This is a genomic window from Cellulomonas sp. HZM (assembly GCF_000708885.1).
Taxonomy (GTDB): Bacteria; Actinomycetota; Actinomycetes; order Actinomycetales; family Cellulomonadaceae; genus Cellulomonas.
This window is the reverse complement of record NZ_JEOE01000001.1, coordinates 248,105-265,179: the sequence shown is the minus strand read 5'-3', so window position 1 is coordinate 265,179 and position 17,075 is coordinate 248,105. Positions and strand designations below refer to the sequence as shown.

Genomic DNA, 17,075 nt, shown 5'->3' with positions numbered 1-17,075 from the left:
CCGCGCGGCTCGGCACGGGTCGGCACCGGCCCGCACGGCCTGTGCCGCCTCGCAGGCGCACGCTGGACGCCGGCACCGTCCGGGCGCGGGCGCGTGGCAGGATCGGGGCGTGCCTGATCAGACCGCTCTGGACCCCGCCGTCGCGACCCGCCTCAAGCGGGACGAGCACGGCCTCGTCGCGGCGATCGTGCAGCAGCACGACACGCGCGAGGTCCTCATGCTCGGCTGGATGGACGACGAGGCCGTCCGCCGCACGCTCACGACCGGCCGCGTGACGTTCTGGAGCCGCTCGCGGGGCGAGTACTGGCGCAAGGGGGACACGTCCGGTCACGTGCAGCACGTGCGCTCGGTCAGCATCGACTGCGACGGCGACGCGCTCCTCGTCCGGGTGGACCAGGTGGGCGCCGCGTGCCACACCGGCTCGCGGACGTGCTTCGAGGCGGGCGGTGACCTCGGGGCCGTGCAGGGCGACGGGCAGGACGGCGGGCACGAGGACGGGCACGACGACGGGACGGCGGCATGACCACGATCGGGTGGGGCACGACGTGGCCTGCGGTCGACGAGTTCCGGGAGCTGGCCGCCGACGGCCGTCGCGTGATCCCCGTCGTGCGCAGGCTGCTCGCGGACGACACGACACCCGTCGGCCTGTACCGCACGCTCGGCGGCGGCCGGCCGGGGACGTTCATCCTCGAGTCCGCGGAGAGCGACGGGACCTGGGGCAGGTACTCGTTCGTCGGCGTGAGCTCCCGCGCGACGCTGAGCGTTCGGGACGGCCAGGCCGTCTGGACGGGCGACGTGCCCGTCGGGGTGCCCACCGAGGGCGACGTGCTCGACGTGCTGGGCGACACCCTCGACGTGCTGCGTACGCCCGCGCTGCCCGGCCTGCCGCCGCTCACCGGCGGGCTCGTCGGTGCGCTCGGGTGGGACGTCGTGCGGCACTGGGAGCCCACGCTGCCCGCCAAGGCTCCCGAGGAGCTCGACGTCCCCGAGCTGACCCTCCTGCTCGCGACCGACCTGGCGGTCGTCGACCACCACGACGGCTCGGTCTGGCTCGTCGCGAACGCGATCAACTTCGACGACACCGACGAACGCGTCGACGACGCGCACGCCGACGCCGTGAGCCGTCTGGACGCGATGCAGGCGGGGCTCGTGCGTCCGGCCGACCCGGGCGTGGCCGTCCTCGCGGACGTGCCCGAGCCCGAGCTGCGGTTCCGCTCGACCCGTGAGGAGTACGAGCAGACGGTGCGGTTCGGCAAGGACGCGATCCGCGACGGCGAGGTGTTCCAGGTGGTGCTCTCGCAGCGCCTCGACCTCGACTGCCCGGCGGACCCGCTCGACGTCTACCGGGTCCTGCGGACCATCAACCCGAGCCCGTACATGTACTACGTGCAGCTCCAGGACGCGGACGGCCACGACTTCGCGGTGGTCGGCTCGTCGCCCGAGACGCTCGTCAAGGTCGCGGACGGCCACGTCACGACGTTCCCGATCGCGGGCTCACGGCCGCGCGGCGCGACGCCCGAGGAGGACCGCGCGCTGGCCGACGAGGTGCTCGCGGACCCGAAGGAACGGGCCGAGCACATCATGCTCGTCGACCTGTCCCGCAACGACCTGGTCAAGGTGTGCGAGCCCGCGAGCGTCGAGGTCGTCGACTTCATGAGCGTGAGCCGCTACTCGCACATCATGCACATCACCTCGACCGTCGTCGGCCGGCTGCGTGCCGGCGCCACCGCGCTGCAGACGCTCACCGCGACGTTCCCGGCGGGCACGCTCTCGGGCGCCCCGAAGCCGCGCGCGATCGCACTGATCGACGAGGTCGAGCCGGCGCGGCGCGGCATCTACGGCGGGACGGTCGGGTACTTCGACTTCGCCGGCGGGATGGACATGGCGATCGCGATCCGCACAGCGCTGATCCGCGACGGGCGCGCGAGCGTGCAGGCCGGTGCGGGCGTCGTCGCGGACTCCGTGCCGGCGCTCGAGCACGAGGAGTCGCGCAACAAGGCGGCCGCGGCGGTCCGAGCGGTGCAGATCGCGTCGCGGCTGCGCCGGGCGGCTCCGTGACCGAGCCGGCGACCGACGGGCCCGGCGCGCGGCGAGGGTCGCGCGGGGGACGTGGCCGAGCCGCTGGGCTGGTGCTCGTGCTGGCGGCGGCCGTCGGCCTGGTGTGCCTGCCGGTGTGGACGAGCGTTGCCGCGCCGACGGTGCTCGACCCGTCCCTGCGGGTCGACGTGCACGGCGGGGCCGCTGTGCCAGGGGCTCCCGCCTCCGCGCTCGTGCTGCTCGCGTGCGCCGCCGCGCTCGCGCTGGTCGGTCGTGCGGGCCGATGGGTGGTCGGCGCGGTGGTCGTCGTCGCCGGCGTCGTGATCGCGTGGGCGAGCCTCGACGTCGTCCGGCACCCCGCGGGCGGCGCGATGGAGCGTGCGCTCGTCGATGCGACGGGTGTGCCGCACGTGGCAGGCGCCGTCGACGTGCAGCCGTGGCCGTACGTCGCGGTCGCGCTGGGCGTGCTCGTCGCGGCTGCGGGGGTCTGGGTCGTCGTCGTGTCGCGCCGGTGGCCCGGCCCGACGAGGCGCCACGAGGGCACCACGGGGGACGCGCCGGGAGCCGGCGCCGTGACCGACGAGCGCTCGGCATGGGACGCGCTGAGCCGGGGCGACGACCCGACGTGAGCCGGCGCGCGACACCGTCCACCCACCTCCCCGACGCCACGCCCGCGACCTGCGGGTCCGCTACTGTGAGCGTCGAACCACGCACGAAGGGCACCACCTATGGCTGACAACACCCTGGCGCACCGAGCGCAGCACCCCACCGTCACGGAGAGCGTGCACCTGCCGCCCACCGCGCCGCCCCACAACCACGGCAAGACGTTCGCCGCGTGGTTCACCACGTGGACCGTCGTCGCCGGCGGCGTGATCGCCGCGGTCGGCGTCACGTTCGCGCTCGTGTGGCTGTTCTGGGTCGGTCTCGGCATCGCCCTGGCCGGGCCGGTGCTCGGCAAGGTGCTCTCGGTGATGGGTTACGGCAAGGACGGTGAGCACACGCTCGCGCGCGAGGCCAAGAACGGCGGGCACCACTAGGACGTGGAGCCCGGGGCTCGCCCGGCAGTGCGCCGGGAGGACGAGCCAGCTCGACGGTCCGCTCGCACGGGCGGGCCGCACCCGATCCAGGAGGACCGATGACGACGCCGAACGAGCCGACGAACCCCTACGGCGAGCAGCCGAAGGACCCGAACGACCCGTTCCGTGCCCCTGACGCGACGCCGGGGCAGCCCGCGCAGCCGCCCGCTGCGCCGCAGTACGGGACCCCGCAGTACGGCGCGCCCCAGTACGGCGCTCCCCAGGGGTCGCCCTACGGCCAGCCGGGGTACCCGGTGGCCAACCCCGCGTCTCCCACGGGCTACTCCGCGCCGCCCCCCAACTACCTGGTGTGGGCGATCCTCTCGACGATCTTCTGCTGCCTCCCGCTCGGTATCGCATCGATCGTCTTCGCGGCGCAGGTGAACTCGAAGTGGAACGCCGGCGACTTCGTCGGCGCACAGGCCTCCTCGAAGAAGGCGAAGCAGTTCGCGATCTGGGCGGCAGTGCTCGGCGTCGTGCTGGGCGGCATCAGCCTCGCGGTTCGCGCGACTTCGGGCGACCTGAGCTGACATGAACCCGTCCGCGTCGGCGACCGGCCACGGGTCGGTCGCCGACGTGCAGGTACCTCGTGCATGGCGCGCGTGCGCGGCGCCCGCGGCGGCCGCTCTCGTGTCGGTCGGTGTCGTCGCGACGCTCGCCGTCGTCGACCCGAACCGGCCCGGGCACTACCCGACGTGTCCCTTTCTCTGGCTCACCGGCATGTACTGCCCGGGCTGCGGCTCGCTCCGGGCGTTGCACGACCTGGCGCACCTCGACCTCGGCGGTGCGTGGGGCATGAACCCGCTGCTGGTGGTGGCGTTGCCGTTCGTCGTCGGCGCATGGGTGCTGTGGGTTCGCCGGGCATGGACGGGTCGCGAACGCTCGCGAGCCATGCCGGCGTCGTGGATCGTCACGATCCTCGTGCTCGTCCTCTTCTACTGGGTGCTGCGCAACGTCCCGTCGCTCGCACCGTGGCTCGCTCCCTGAGCGGTCCCACCCACCGGGCCGTGGTCGGGGTCACTCCGGGCCGCCCGTACCATGGCGGAGATCCCGCACCCCGGCCGCATGCCGTCCGGGTGCGCGGGCCGCAGCGGTGCCGAGGGCAGTGACGAAGGGGTGAGTCGCCGATGACCGTGCTGGACGAGATCGTCGCGGGCGTACGGGAGGACCTCGCCGCGCGGCAGGCGGTGACGACGCTCGACGAGCTCAAGGCCGCCGCCGTCAAGCAGCCGTCGGCCCTCGAGTGCCTCGGTCGCCTGCGCGTCGAGGACGCCGTCACCGTCATCGCAGAGGTCAAGCGGTCGAGCCCCAGCAAGGGCGCTCTCGCCACGATCTCCGACCCCGCCGCGCTGGCCGTCGAGTACGAGAAGGGCGGGGCCGCGGCGATCTCGGTGCTCACCGAGCAGCGCCGGTTCAAGGGCTCGCTCGCCGACCTCGACGCCGTGCGCGCCAAGGTCGACATCCCGGTGCTGCGCAAGGACTTCGTCGTCACGCCGTACCAGGTGTGGGAGGCGCGCGCGCACGGCGCCGACCTCGTCCTCCTGATCGTCGCGGCGCTCGAGCAGACCGTGCTGGAGTCGCTCGTCGACCGCGTGCACTCGCTGGGCATGACCGCCCTCGTCGAGGTGCACGACTCCGAGGAGGTCGCGCGCGCGGTCGACGCCGGGGCGCGCATCATCGGTGTCAACGCGCGTGACCTGCGCTCGCTCGAGGTGGACCGGACCACGTTCGCGCGCGTCGCGCCGTCGATCCCGTCGGGGATCGTGAAGGTCGCCGAGTCGGGCGTGCGCGGACCGCACGACGTGGTCGACTACGCGCGCGCCGGTGCGGACGTCGTCCTGGTCGGCGAGGCGCTCGTGACCGACGACGCGCCGCGGCAGTCGGTCGCGGACCTCGTCGCGGCCGGTGCGCACCCGTCGCTGCGGGCGGTGCGCCAGTGAGCGGTCGTCCCGAGGTCCCCGTCGAGCCGTCGCTCGGCCCGCTCGCGAACCACGCCGGTCCCTACTTCGGTGACTTCGGCGGCCGTTGGGTGCCCGAGGCGCTGGTCGCCGCGCTCGACGAGCTCGAGACCGCGTACGCGAAGGCCCAGACGGATCCGGCGTTCGGCGCGGAGCTCGCGCGCCTGCACCGCACCTACACGGGCCGGCCGAGCCCTCTCACCGAGGTGCCGCGGTTCGCGGCGCACGTCGGTGAGGGCGTGCGCGTGTTCCTCAAGCGTGAGGACCTGAACCACACTGGCTCGCACAAGATCAACAACGTGCTGGGCCAGGCGCTGCTCGTGAAGCGCATGGGCAAGAAGCGTCTCATCGCGGAGACCGGCGCCGGCCAGCACGGCGTCGCGACCGCGACGGCTGCAGCGCTCATGGACCTCGAGTGCACGGTGTACATGGGGGAGGAGGACACCGAGCGCCAGGCGCTCAACGTCGCCCGCATGGAGCTGCTGGGCGCGACGGTCGTGCCGGTGAAGATCGGTACGCGCACCCTCAAGGACGCGATCAACGAGGCGCTGCGTGACTGGGTCGCCAACGTCGAGACGACGCACTACCTGCTCGGCACCGTGACGGGTCCGCACCCGTTCCCGACGATGGTCCGCGACTTCCACAAGATCATCGGCGAGGAGGCGCGCGCGCAGCTCCAGGCGGAGATCGGGCGGCTGCCCGACGCGCTCGTGGCGTGCGTCGGCGGCGGTTCCAACGCGATGGGCCTGTTCAACGCGTTCCTCGACGACGCGTCGGTGCGCATCTTCGGGTTCGAGGCGGGCGGTCTGGGCATCTCGTCGGGCAAGCACGCCGCGCGCTTCTCCGGCGGCGAGCCGGGCGTGCTGCACGGTGCGCGGTCGTACCTGCTGCAGGACGAGGACGGTCAGACGCGCCCGAGCCACTCGGTGTCGGCGGGACTCGACTACCCGAGCGTCGGACCAGAGCACGCGTGGCTGCACGACATCGGGCGCGCGCAGTACCGGCCCGTGAGCGACGACGAAGCCATGGAGGCCTTCCGCCTTCTGTGCCGGACCGAGGGGATCATCCCCGCGATCGAGTCGGCACACGCGCTGGCGGGCGCGGTCCAGCTCGGGCGCGAGGCGCGCGAGTGGTCGGACGAGCCGGTCCTGCTGGTGAACCTCTCGGGGCGCGGAGACAAGGACGTGGCGACCGCCGCGGCCTGGTTCGGTCTCATCGACGACGAGCCGGTCGTGAAGGCCGACGAGGGGGAGCAGCTGTGACCGTCGCGGTGACGTCGCACGTGGGTGCGCGCCTGGAGGAGCTGCGCGGCCAGGGCCGTGCGGCCCTCGTCGGCTACCTGCCCGTCGGCTTCCCGACGGTGCCCGGGTCGGTCGAGGCGGTGCGCACGATGATCGACGCCGGGGCCGACGTCGTCGAGCTCGGCATGCCGTACACCGACCCGGTCATGGACGGTCCCGTCATCCAGCGCGCCGCGGACGTGGCACTCGCGAACGGCACACGCGTGAGCGACACGTTGCGTGCCGTCGAGGAGGTCGCCGGCCGCGGGGCGCCCGTGCTCGTCATGACCTACTGGAACCTCGTGCTGCGCTACGGGGTCGACGCGTACGCGCGGGACCTCGCGGCGGCCGGAGGAGCTGGACTCATCACGCCGGACCTCATCCCGGACGAGGCCGCCGACTGGTTCGCAGCGTCTGACGCGCACGGTCTCGACCGCGTGTTCCTGGTCGCGCCCAGCTCGACGAAGGAGCGCCTCGCGTCGACGAGCGCCGCGAGCCGAGGCTTCGTGTACGCGGCCTCGACGATGGGCGTCACGGGCGTGCGGGCGAGCGTGGGCGAGCGGGCCGAGCAGCTCGTCGCCGACACGCGCGAGGCGGGCGCCCAGAACGTGTGCGTCGGGCTCGGCGTCTCGACACCCGAGCAGGCCGCACAGGTGGGCCGCTACGCGGACGGCGTCATCGTGGGCTCCGCGCTCGTGCGCACGCTGCTCGACGCGTCCGACGAGGGCGCCGGTCTCGACGCGCTCGCTGCGGCGACCGCAGGTCTTGCGGCCGGCGTGGCCGGCGCGCGATGAACGGCACGTCGACCACGCAGGTGCTCGCGTCGATCCCGAGCCCCTCGCAGGGTGTGTGGCATCTCGGTCCGTTCCCCGTGCGTGCCTACGCGCTCGCGATCCTCGTCGGGATCGTCGTCGCCGTCGTCATCACGCGACGCCGATGGGCCGAGCGCGGCGGCGACCCGGACACGATCCTCGAGATCTCGTTCTGGGCGGTGCCGTTCGGCATCGTCGGTGGCCGCATCTACCACCTGATCACGTCGCCCGACGCCTACTTCGGCGAGGGTGGCCACCCGCTCGACGCGTTCAAGATCTGGGAGGGCGGGCTCGGCATCTGGGGTGCGGTCGCGCTCGGTGCCGTCGGCGCCTGGATCGGCGCGCGGCGTCAGGGCGTGCGCCTGCCGCCGTTCGCGGACTCGCTCGCACCGGGGCTGCTCGTCGCGCAGGCGATCGGACGGCTCGGGAACTGGTTCAACCAGGAGCTGTACGGCGCCCCGACCACGCTTCCGTGGGGGCTGCAGATCTCTCGTGAGCACCAGATCGCCGAGGGCCGCGAGGCGGACCCGGTGGGCACGCTGTACCACCCGACGTTCCTCTACGAGCTGGTGTGGAACCTCCTCGGCGCCGCGCTGCTGGTGTGGGCGGACCGCCGGTTCAAGCTGGGCCACGGTCGCGTGTTCTGGCTCTACGTCATGGTCTACACGGCGGGCCGGTTCTGGATCGAGCTGCTCCGGGTGGACACGGCGCACCACTTCCTGGGGCTGCGGATCAACGTCTGGACGTCGATCGTGGCCTTCCTCGGAGCGCTGGTAGCGTTCGTGGTGGTCGGGCGCCGGCATCCTGGACGCGAGACGACCCTCCTGCTGGAACCCCCGGCCGAGCAGGACGACGAGGACACGGCTCAGGACGTTGCCCGCTGACCCGCGGGCACGAGTGAGCCACCTCACAGAAGGCGCTGCGCTCGGGCATGTTTCCGAGTTGTATCGTCGCCACACGTCTGGGCCGACGGCGTCCCACGTTCCCCCCGTTGTTGTTGCTATGCCCGACGCCGTCGGGCCCGTGAGGACGGTGCAGATGTCTTCGTCGCCCGTGAGTCCGCCCTCGGTGGCTCCGACCGGTCAGGGTCTGTACGACCCGTCCGCCGAGCACGACGCCTGCGGCTTCGCCTGGGTCGCCACGCTGCGCGGCACGCCGGGCCGGGACATCGTCGACGCCGGCCTGACGGCGCTGCTCAACCTGGACCACCGCGGCGCCGTGGGCGCGGAGGAGGACAGCGGCGACGGTGCCGGCATCCTCACCCAGATCCCGGACGCGTTCCTGCGCGACGTCGTCGACGCCGAGCTCCCTCCCGCGGGCGCGTACGCGATCGGCATGGCGTTCCTGCCGAAGGACGACGACGCGCGCCAGTCGGCCGTCGCGGCGATCGAGGCCATCGCCGCCGAGGAGAAGCTCGAGGTCCTCGCGTGGCGCGACGTCGCCGTGACACCGGACCTCGTCGGGCCGACCGCGCGCGCGTCGATGCCGTTCTTCCGTCAGCTCGTCGTGGCGGACCCGTCGCGCGAGCTGTCGGGCATCGAGCTCGACCGCCGCACGTACCGCCTGCGCAAGCGCGCCGAGCGTGAGCTCGACATCTACTTCGCGTCGCTCTCGTCGCGCACGCTCGCGTACAAGGGCATGCTCACCACGGGCCAGCTCGAGCCGTTCTTCGCGGACCTGTCCGACCCGCGCTACGCGAGTGAGATCGCCCTCGTGCACTCGCGCTTCTCGACCAACACGTTCCCGTCCTGGCCGCTCGCGCAGCCGTTCCGCCTCGTCGCGCACAACGGCGAGATCAACACGGTGCGCGGGAACCGCAACTGGGTCGCGGCGCGCGAGGGCATGCTCGCGAGCGAGGCCATCGGCGACCTGGCTCCGCTGCTGCCGATCTGCACGCCCGGCGGCTCGGACTCGGGCAGCTTCGACGAGGTGCTCGAGCTCCTGCACCTCGCCGGACGGTCGCTGCCGCACGCCGTGATGATGATGATCCCGGAGGCGTGGGAGAACCACGCCCAGATGGACCCCGCGCGGCGGGCGTTCTACGAGTACAGCTCGACCCTCATGGAGCCGTGGGACGGCCCGGCGGCGATGTCGTTCACGGACGGCACGCTCATCGGTTCCGTCCAGGACCGGAACGGGCTGCGCCCGGGCCGGTACTGGGTGACCGAGGACGGCCTCGTGGTGTGCGCGTCGGAGGCCGGCGTGCTCGACATCGACCCGGCGACGATCGTCGCGAAGGGCCGGCTCGAGCCGGGTCGGATGTTCCTCGTCGACACCGGTCGCGGCCGGATCGTCGAGGACGAGGAGATCAAGGGCCAGCTCGCCGCGCAGCGCCCCTACGCGCAGTGGGTGCAGGAGAACTCGGTCTTCCTCGAGCAGCTGCCCGAGCGTGAGCACGTCGCGCACTCGTCGGCGTCGGTGCGTCGGCGCCAGCGCGCGTTCGGGTACACCGAGGAGGAGCTGAAGATCCTGCTGTCGCCCATGGCGGCCAACGGCGCCGAGCCGCTCGGGGCCATGGGCTCGGACACGCCTGTGGCCGTGCTCTCGAGCCGCCCGCGCCTGCTGTTCGACTACTTCACGCAGATGTTCGCGCAGGTGACCAACCCGCCGCTGGACGCGATCCGCGAGGAGCTCGTCACCTCGATCGGCGGGGCGATCGGCCCCGAGCCGAACCTGCTCGTCGACGGACCCGAGCACGCCCGCAAGCTGATCCTGCCGTTCCCGGTGCTGGACAACGACCAGCTCGCCAAGATCGTGCACGTCGCGAAGGAGCCCTCGCTCGGCTTCCGCGCGACCACGATCCGCGGCCTGTACCGCGCCGCCGGCGGGGGAGAGGCGCTCGAGGAGCGGCTGCGTGAGATCTTCGCCGAGGTCGACCGTGCGGTCGCCGACGGCGTGAGCTTCCTCGTGCTGTCCGACCGGAACTCGGACGCCGAGCTCGCCCCGATCCCGTCGCTGCTGCTGCTCTCGGCCGTGCACCACCACACGCTGCGCCGCCACACGCGCACGCAGATCTCGCTCGTCGTGGAGGCCGGCGACGTGCGCGAGGTCCACCACGTCGCGCTGCTCATCGGCTACGGCGCCGCCGCGGTCAACCCGTACCTCGCGATGGAGTCGGTCGAGGAGCTGGCCCGCGAGGGCTTCCTCGGCGACGTCAAGCCGGAGAAGGCGGTCGCGAACCTCATCAAGGCGCTCGGCAAGGGCGTGCTCAAGGTCATGTCCAAGATGGGCATCTCGACGATCGCGTCCTACCGCGGTGCGCAGGTCTTCGAGGCGATCGGCCTGTCCCACGCGCTCGTCGAGCGGTACTTCACGGGCACGACGAGCCGGCTGGGCGGCATCGGTCTCGACGTGATCGCGGCCGAGGTCGCGGCCCGGCACGCCGACGCGTACCCGGCGAGCGGCAACCGCCAGGCGCACCAGCGGCTCGCGGTGGGCGGCGAGTACCAGTGGCGCCGCGAGGGGGAGGAGCACCTCTTCGACCCCGAGACGGTGTTCCGCCTGCAGCACTCGACGCGGACGCGCCAGTACGACGTGTTCCGTCAGTACACGCACCGCGTCGACGAGCAGAGCTCGCGTCTCATGACGCTGCGCGGCCTGCTGGCGTTCAAGGACGGCGAGCGTGAGCCCGTCGACATCGACGAGGTCGAGCCGGTCAGCGAGATCGTCAAGCGGTTCAACACGGGTGCGATGTCCTACGGCTCGATCTCGGCCGAGGCGCACGAGACGCTCGCGGTCGCGATGAACCGGCTGGGTGCGAAGTCGAACACGGGCGAGGGCGGCGAGGACCCCGAGCGCCTGCACGACCCCGTGCGCCGCTCGGCGATCAAGCAGATCGCGTCCGGCCGGTTCGGCGTGACGAGCGAGTACCTGACGAACGCGGACGACATCCAGATCAAGCTCGCGCAGGGTGCCAAGCCCGGCGAGGGCGGGCAGCTGCCGGGCCACAAGGTGTACCCGTGGGTCGCCAAGACGCGGCACTCGACGCCCGGCGTGGGCCTGATCTCGCCGCCGCCGCACCACGACATCTACTCGATCGAGGACCTGGCGCAGCTGATCCACGACGCCAAGAACGCGAACCCGAGCGCCCGCATCCACACCAAGCTCGTCTCGGAGTTCGGGGTCGGGACGATCGCGGCGGGCGTCGCCAAGGCGCACTCCGACGTCGTGCTCATCTCGGGCCACGACGGCGGCACGGGTGCGTCGCCCCTGACGTCCCTCAAGCACGCGGGCACCCCGTGGGAGATCGGCCTGGCCGAGACGCAGCAGACGCTCGTCCTGAACGACCTGCGTGACCGCGTCGTCGTGCAGGTCGACGGCCAGCTCAAGACCGGGCGCGACGTCGTGATCGGTGCGCTGCTGGGTGCCGAGGAGTTCGGCTTCGCGACCGCCCCCCTCGTGGTGAGCGGCTGCATCATGATGCGCGTCTGCCACCTCGACACGTGCCCCGTGGGCGTCGCGACGCAGAACCCGGAGCTGCGCGCGCGCTTCACGGGCAAGCCCGAGTTCGTCGAGACGTTCTTCGAGTTCGTCGCGCAGGAGGTCCGCGAGCTGCTCGCGCAGCTGGGCTTCCGCACGCTGCTCGAGGCGGTCGGGCACGTCGAGCTGCTCGACACGCGCGCCGCGGTCGACCACTGGAAGGCACAGGGCCTCGACCTGGCCCCGGTGCTCGCGGTCCCGGAGCCCGTCGCGGGCTCGGCGCTGCACCAGACGCAGCTGCAGGACCACGGCCTGTCACGCGCGCTCGACAACCAGCTCATCGCCCTCGCGGGGGACGCGCTCGAGCGGCGTGAGCCCGTGCGCATCGACCTGCCGGTCCGCAACGTCAACCGCACGGTCGGCACGATGCTCGGGCACGAGGTGACCAAGCGGTTCGGCGGTGCGGGCCTGGCCGACGACACGATCGACGTGACGCTGACCGGCTCGGGCGGCCAGTCGTTCGGTGCGTTCCTGCCGCGCGGCATCACGCTGCGGCTGTTCGGCGACGCCAACGACTACGTGGGCAAGGGCCTGTCGGGCGGCCGCATCGTCGTGCGTCCCGACCGCAACGCGGTGCTCTCGAGCGAGCACAACGTCGTCGCGGGCAACGTCATCGGCTACGGCGCTACGTCGGGCCAGATCTTCCTGCGCGGGCTCGTCGGCGAGCGCTTCGGCGTCCGCAACTCGGGCGCGACGCTGGTCGTCGAGGGCGTGGGTGACCACGGCCTCGAGTACATGACCGGCGGCACGGTGATGGTGCTCGGGCGGACCGGACGCAACCTGGGTGCCGGCATGTCCGGCGGCACCGCGTACGTGCTCGACCTCGACCCCGCGCTCGTGAACGTCGACGCCGTCCGGTCGGGTGAGCTCACGCTCGCACCGCTCGACGACGACGACGCCGCGCTCGTCGAGAGCCTCGTGCGCGCGCACCTGGAGGAGACGGGCTCGCCCGTCGCCGCCGCACTGCTGGACGACCCCGCGGCGGCGCGTGCCCGGTTCACGCGCCTGCTGCCCGCTGAGTACGCCCGCGTCCGCGGTGCGCTCGCGAAGGCCGAGGCCGAGGGCCTCGACCCCGCCGCGCCCGGTGTGTGGGACCAGATCCTGGAGGTGGCCCGTGGCTGACCCCCGTGGCTTCCTCAAGGTCCGCGACCGCGAGCTGCCGCCGAACCGTCCCGTCGAGGTGCGCCTGCGCGACTGGAAGGACGTGCACGCCCACCTGCAGGACGGCCAGCCGTACCTCAAGGAGCAGGCCGGCCGCTGCATGGACTGCGGCATCCCGTTCTGCCACAACGGCTGCCCGCTGGGGAACCTGATCCCCGAGTGGAACGACCTCGTGTGGCGCGGGCAGTGGTCCGACGCGATCGAGCGACTGCACGCGACCAACAACTTCCCTGAGTTCACGGGCCGCATCTGCCCGGCCCCGTGCGAGTCGTCGTGCGTGCTGGGCATCAACCAGCCCGCGGTGACGATCAAGAACATCGAGGTCTCGATCATCGACGAGGCGTTCGACCGCGGCTTCGTCACGCCGCAGGTGCCGCAGCGACTCACGGGCCACACGGTCGCGGTCGTGGGCTCGGGCCCTGCCGGGCTGGCGGCCGCGCAGCAGCTCACGCGCGCCGGTCACACCGTCGCGGTGTACGAGCGCGACGACGAGATCGGCGGCCTGCTCCGGTACGGCGTGCCCGACTTCAAGCTCGAGAAGGTCCACATCGACCGCCGCCTCGAGCAGATGCGTGCCGAGGGGACCCGGTTCCGCTCGGGTGTCGAGATCGGCCGCGACGTCACGTGGGAGCAGCTGCGCGCACGCTACGACGCGATCGTCGTCGCGACAGGCGCGACCGTGCCGCGCGAGCTGCGCGTGCCGGGCAACGAGCTCGCGGGCGTGCACCCGGCGATGGAGTACCTGCACCAGGCGAACGCCGTCGCGGCAGACAAGCCGGTGGCCGACCAGATCACGGCCGAGGGCAAGCACGTCGTGATCATCGGTGGCGGCGACACCGGCTCGGACTGCCTCGGCACCGCGCTGCGCCAGGGCGCGGCGTCCGTCACGACGCTGGCGATCGGCAAGCGCCCGCCGGCCGACCGTCCGGCGCACCAGCCGTGGCCCACCGACCCGGTCGTGTTCGAGGTCTCGTCGTCGCACGAGGAAGGCGGTGAGCGCTCCTACCTGGCCTCGACCGTCGAGTTCGTCGGCGACGACCGCGTCGAGCGGCTGCGCCTCGCGACGACGGAGTATCTCTCCGACGGTCGTCGAGTCCCGACGCCCGGCACGGAGCGAGAGATCCCGGCCGACCTCGTGCTCGTCGCGATGGGCTTCACCGGCCCCGAGACGGACGCGCTCACGGACCAGCTCGGCATCGAGCTGACCGCGCGCGGCCTGGTCACGCGCGACGAGGAGTTCGCGACCACGGTCCCCGGCGTCTTCGTCGCCGGCGACGCCGGCCGCGGCCAGTCGCTCGTCGTGTGGGCGATCGCCGAGGGACGTGCCGCCGCCGCCGCGGTCGACACGTACCTGTCGGGCACCTCCGAGCTGCCCCGCCCGGTGACCGCGAGCACGGTCGCCCTGCGCCCCTGAGTACCCCGGCCGACGCCTACCGCCCGGGTCGCCCGGTCGGACGGGACGTTCGGTCCGACCCGAGAAACCGAAAGGCAATAGGCTCGCTTCATGCGTAGAGCAAAGATCGTCTGCACCCTCGGTCCTGCGACCGAGTCCCTCGAGCAGATCCAGGCCCTGGTGGACGCGGGGATGGACGTCGCCCGCATCAACCGCAGCCACGGTGAGGCCTCCGAGCACGCCAAGGTGATCGCGAACGTGCGCGCCGCCGCGCAGGCCTCGGGCCGCTCGGTGGCGGTCCTCGTCGACCTCCAGGGCCCGAAGATCCGCCTGGGCCGGTTCGTCGAGGGCAAGCACGACCTCGCCGTCGGCGACATCTTCACGATCACGATCGACGACGTCGAGGGCACCAAGGAGCGCGTCTCGACGACGTTCAAGGGCCTCACGGGCGACGTCAGCCCCGGCGACCCGATCCTCATCGACGACGGCAAGGTCCTCGTGCGTGTCGTCGAGGTCAAGGGCAACGACGTCGTGACGCGCGTCGAGGTCCCCGGCCCGGTCTCGAACAACAAGGGCCTGAACCTGCCGGGCGTCGCGGTCTCCGTGCCCGCCATGAGCGACAAGGACGAGGCGGACCTGCGCTGGGGCCTCGCCCAGGGCGCTGACTTCATCGCGCTGTCGTTCGTGCGCAACGCGGCCGACTACGACGGCGTGCGCCGGATCATGGAGGAGGAGGGGCGGATCGTCCCGGTCGTCGCCAAGATCGAGAAGCCGCAGGCCGTCGAGAACCTGGCGGAGATCGTCGACTCGTTCGACGGCATCATGGTCGCCCGCGGCGACCTCGGCGTCGAGCTGCCGCTCGAGCAGGTCCCGCTGGTCCAGAAGCGCGCGGTCGAGCTCGCTCGTCGCAACGCCAAGCCGGTCATCGTCGCCACGCAGGTGCTCGAGTCGATGACGACGAACCCGCGCCCGACGCGTGCCGAGACCTCGGACTGCGCCAACGCGGTGCTCGACGGCGCGGACGCGGTCATGCTCTCGGGCGAGACGAGCGTCGGCGCGTACCCGATCGAGACGGTGCGCACGATGGCCCGCATCATCGAGGCGACGGAGGAGATGGGTCGCGAGCGCATCGCGCCCCTGGGCTCCACGCCGCACACGCGCGGCGGTGCGATCACGCGTGCAGCGGCCGAGATCGGCGAGACGCTCGGTGTGAAGTACCTGGTGACGTTCACGCAGTCGGGCGACTCGGCGCGGCGCATGTCGCGCCTGCGCTCGTCGATCCCGCTGCTGGCGTTCACGCCGGTGCACGCGGTGCGCAACGTGCTCTCGCTGAGCTGGGGCGTGCAGTCGTACGAGGTGCCCTCGGTCGAGAGCACCGACGCGATGGTCAACCAGGTCGACCAGACGCTGCGCGCGAACGGGCTCGCGGAGGACGGCGACTACGTCGTCGTCGTCTCCGGTGCGCCCGTCGGCGTCGTCGGGTCGACGAACTCGATCGTCGTGCACAAGATCGGCGACAACCCGGGCGACCGCATCGCCTGACGGCTCGTGACGTGACGAAGGGCGGGACCGAGCGGTCCCGCCCTTCGTCGTGCCGGCGCAGCGTGGGACCAGGTCACCACCAGCCCTGTCGCTTGGCCCACCACAGCAGCAGGCCGGACATCGCGAGCATCACTGCCAGCGACGTGGCGAGCGGTGCTCCCACGGTGTGCTGGTTGACGATGAGGTTCATGCCGAGCACCGACGCGAGGGCCGTGATGGGCAGCGTGACGACCGCGATGACCGCGAGGCGCTCGGCGGCGATCGTCATCTTCGTGTCGGTGCGCGCGCGGTAGAACTCGATGACGCCCTGCAGGTAGTCGCGCTCGGCTCCGGCCAGGCCCGCGATGCGCTCGAACTGGTCGACGAGGTCCGTCACCAGGTGATGCTGGTCGTCCGCCACCGCGTGCGGGAGACCGGACAGGCGGCGGTAGATCTCGGCGGTCTGCACGGCGATCGTGCGCACCGACAGCAGCCCGTGGCGCGTCCGGAAGAGTGCGTCGAGCAGCTTCTCGGGGTCGTCGTACGTGTTCGCCGTGACGCGCTGCTCGAGGTCCCACACGTCGCTCGTGAGGTCCTCGACGAACCGCTCCATGCGGCGGGCCATGGTCGAGACGATCGCGTGCGAGACGTCCAGCGGGGTCCGCGGTGCGAGCCGACCGGACGCGATCCGTTCGAGCACCTCGCGCGTGTCGTGCAGCGCTACCTCCCCCGGGACGGCTGGGTTGGTGGGGCCGTGCACGGTGAGGAGCCACGTCGGCCCGACGACGCGGTCCAGCTCGACGTGGTGGACGTGACCTCCCGCACCGCGTTCCGGCGCGTGCACGACGAGCAGGAGCGCGCCGGGGTAGGCGTGGACCTTGGGCAGCCGGTTGCGCTCCTCGAGGTCCCGCACGGCGAGCGGGTGCAGGCCGAGGACGTCGGCGAGCACGTGGCGCGCCTGGTCGTCCATGTGCGGGACGTCGATCCAGACGATGTCCTCGCCGGCGTCGAGAAGGCCGCGCAGCTCGTCGGCCTCGGCCTGTCTCACGGCGCCCGGGCGGAGCACGTGGACGTCCATCTCAGGCGCACCTGGCGGGCCGCGGCTCCATGGTGCCGACGTTAGGTCAGGGCCGACGGGTGTGCGAGGCGGGGCCCGGCTGACGGTGGGCTGACCGTATGCTTGCCCGCGGGCCCCGATAGCCCAATCGGCAGAGGCAATCGGCTCAAACCCGATCCAGTGTGGGTTCGAGTCCCACTCGGGGCACTGCGCACCTTCCGCGTGCGGTGTCCGCGCAGGTGACGTCGTCGTGCGGCGGCTCACATGCGTGTCCTGCGCGGACGGCACGTGCGCGAAACGT

Annotated in this window: 14 protein-coding genes and 1 tRNA gene; 14 read left to right on the top strand and 1 reads right to left on the bottom strand. The window is 72.3% G+C overall.

Annotation, left to right across the window (positions count from 1 at the left end):
• The first annotated feature begins 109 nt into the window (after nucleotides 1–109).
• The 13 genes from hisI (at nucleotide 110) to pyk (ending at nucleotide 15,738) form a co-directional block, all read left to right on the top strand.
• Nucleotides 110–523, top strand: a complete 414-nt coding sequence (gene hisI, locus AW16_RS0101315) for a phosphoribosyl-AMP cyclohydrolase (RefSeq protein WP_029287477.1) — start codon at nucleotides 110–112, stop codon at nucleotides 521–523.
• Nucleotides 520–2,058, top strand: coding sequence for an anthranilate synthase component I (locus AW16_RS0101310; protein ID WP_029287475.1), 1,539 nt, complete (start codon nucleotides 520–522; stop codon nucleotides 2,056–2,058). The genes hisI and AW16_RS0101310 overlap by 4 nt, the downstream gene beginning before the upstream one ends.
• Nucleotides 2,059–2,129: 71 nt before the next feature.
• Nucleotides 2,130–2,666, top strand: coding sequence for a Trp biosynthesis-associated membrane protein (locus AW16_RS17415; RefSeq protein ID WP_231495906.1), 537 nt, complete (start codon nucleotides 2,130–2,132; stop codon nucleotides 2,664–2,666).
• Between the two features lie 99 nt (nucleotides 2,667–2,765).
• The gene (locus AW16_RS0101300; protein ID WP_029287471.1) at nucleotides 2,766–3,074 is read left to right on the top strand and encodes an HGxxPAAW family protein; all 309 of its coding nucleotides are present in this window, start codon (nucleotides 2,766–2,768) and stop codon (nucleotides 3,072–3,074) included.
• Nucleotides 3,075–3,172: 98 nt separating this feature from the next.
• A complete protein-coding gene (locus tag AW16_RS17935) occupies nucleotides 3,173–3,643 on the top strand; it encodes a CD225/dispanin family protein (RefSeq protein WP_081861385.1) in 471 nt (156 codons plus the stop codon).
• Between the two features lies 1 nt (nucleotide 3,644).
• Nucleotides 3,645–4,100 (top strand): DUF2752 domain-containing protein, encoded by a 456-nt coding sequence (locus tag AW16_RS0101290; protein WP_029287467.1) that lies wholly within the window; start codon nucleotides 3,645–3,647, stop codon nucleotides 4,098–4,100.
• A gap of 140 nt (nucleotides 4,101–4,240) precedes the next feature.
• A complete protein-coding gene (gene trpC / locus AW16_RS0101285) occupies nucleotides 4,241–5,053 on the top strand; it encodes an indole-3-glycerol phosphate synthase TrpC (RefSeq protein WP_029287466.1) in 813 nt (270 codons plus the stop codon).
• Nucleotides 5,050–6,333 carry a tryptophan synthase subunit beta gene (gene trpB, locus AW16_RS0101280; RefSeq protein WP_029287464.1) on the top strand — a complete coding sequence of 428 codons (1,284 nt, stop codon included), beginning with the start codon at nucleotides 5,050–5,052 and terminating at the stop codon, nucleotides 6,331–6,333. Before trpC ends, trpB begins: the two co-directional genes overlap by 4 nt.
• Nucleotides 6,330–7,145, top strand: a complete 816-nt coding sequence (gene trpA / locus AW16_RS0101275) for a tryptophan synthase subunit alpha (protein ID WP_029287462.1) — start codon at nucleotides 6,330–6,332, stop codon at nucleotides 7,143–7,145. Before trpB ends, trpA begins: the two co-directional genes overlap by 4 nt.
• Nucleotides 7,142–8,047 carry a prolipoprotein diacylglyceryl transferase gene (gene lgt / locus AW16_RS0101270; RefSeq protein WP_029287460.1) on the top strand — a complete coding sequence of 302 codons (906 nt, stop codon included), beginning with the start codon at nucleotides 7,142–7,144 and terminating at the stop codon, nucleotides 8,045–8,047. Before trpA ends, lgt begins: the two co-directional genes overlap by 4 nt.
• A gap of 154 nt (nucleotides 8,048–8,201) precedes the next feature.
• On the top strand, nucleotides 8,202–12,764 hold the full coding sequence (gltB, locus tag AW16_RS0101265) for a glutamate synthase large subunit (RefSeq protein WP_029287458.1): 4,563 nt from the start codon (nucleotides 8,202–8,204) through the stop codon (nucleotides 12,762–12,764).
• The gene (locus AW16_RS0101260; RefSeq protein WP_029287456.1) at nucleotides 12,757–14,217 is read left to right on the top strand and encodes a glutamate synthase subunit beta; all 1,461 of its coding nucleotides are present in this window, start codon (nucleotides 12,757–12,759) and stop codon (nucleotides 14,215–14,217) included. The genes gltB and AW16_RS0101260 overlap by 8 nt, the downstream gene beginning before the upstream one ends.
• 90 nt (nucleotides 14,218–14,307) lie before the next feature.
• Nucleotides 14,308–15,738, top strand: coding sequence for a pyruvate kinase (gene pyk, locus AW16_RS0101255; RefSeq protein ID WP_029287454.1), 1,431 nt, complete (start codon nucleotides 14,308–14,310; stop codon nucleotides 15,736–15,738).
• Nucleotides 15,739–15,811: 73 nt separating this feature from the next.
• On the opposite strand, the gene AW16_RS0101250 is transcribed toward pyk, so the two are convergent.
• Nucleotides 15,812–16,795 (bottom strand): magnesium transporter CorA family protein, encoded by a 984-nt coding sequence (locus AW16_RS0101250; RefSeq protein ID WP_029287452.1) that lies wholly within the window; start codon nucleotides 16,793–16,795, stop codon nucleotides 15,812–15,814.
• 112 nt (nucleotides 16,796–16,907) lie between these two features.
• On the opposite strand from AW16_RS0101250, the gene AW16_RS0101245 reads away from it, so the two are divergent.
• Nucleotides 16,908–16,981, top strand: a tRNA-Leu gene (locus AW16_RS0101245).
• Nucleotides 16,982–17,075: the final 94 nt, after the last annotated feature.

Bases quoted from the DNA above. Each gene is read 5' to 3' on its own strand.
- AW16_RS0101310 (WP_029287475.1), top strand. From the start codon at position 520: ATGACCACGATCGGGTGGGGCACGACGTGGCCTGCGGTCGACGAGTTC.
- AW16_RS0101250 (WP_029287452.1), bottom strand. From the start codon at position 16,795: ATGGACGTCCACGTGCTCCGCCCGGGCGCCGTGAGACAGGCCGAGGCC.
- pyk (WP_029287454.1), top strand. From the start codon at position 14,308: ATGCGTAGAGCAAAGATCGTCTGCACCCTCGGTCCTGCGACCGAGTCC.
- lgt (WP_029287460.1), top strand. From the start codon at position 7,142: ATGAACGGCACGTCGACCACGCAGGTGCTCGCGTCGATCCCGAGCCCC.
- AW16_RS17935 (WP_081861385.1), top strand. From the start codon at position 3,173: ATGACGACGCCGAACGAGCCGACGAACCCCTACGGCGAGCAGCCGAAG.
- gltB (WP_029287458.1), top strand. From the start codon at position 8,202: ATGTCTTCGTCGCCCGTGAGTCCGCCCTCGGTGGCTCCGACCGGTCAG.
- AW16_RS0101290 (WP_029287467.1), top strand. From the start codon at position 3,645: ATGAACCCGTCCGCGTCGGCGACCGGCCACGGGTCGGTCGCCGACGTG.
- trpC (WP_029287466.1), top strand. From the start codon at position 4,241: ATGACCGTGCTGGACGAGATCGTCGCGGGCGTACGGGAGGACCTCGCC.
- AW16_RS0101300 (WP_029287471.1), top strand. From the start codon at position 2,766: ATGGCTGACAACACCCTGGCGCACCGAGCGCAGCACCCCACCGTCACG.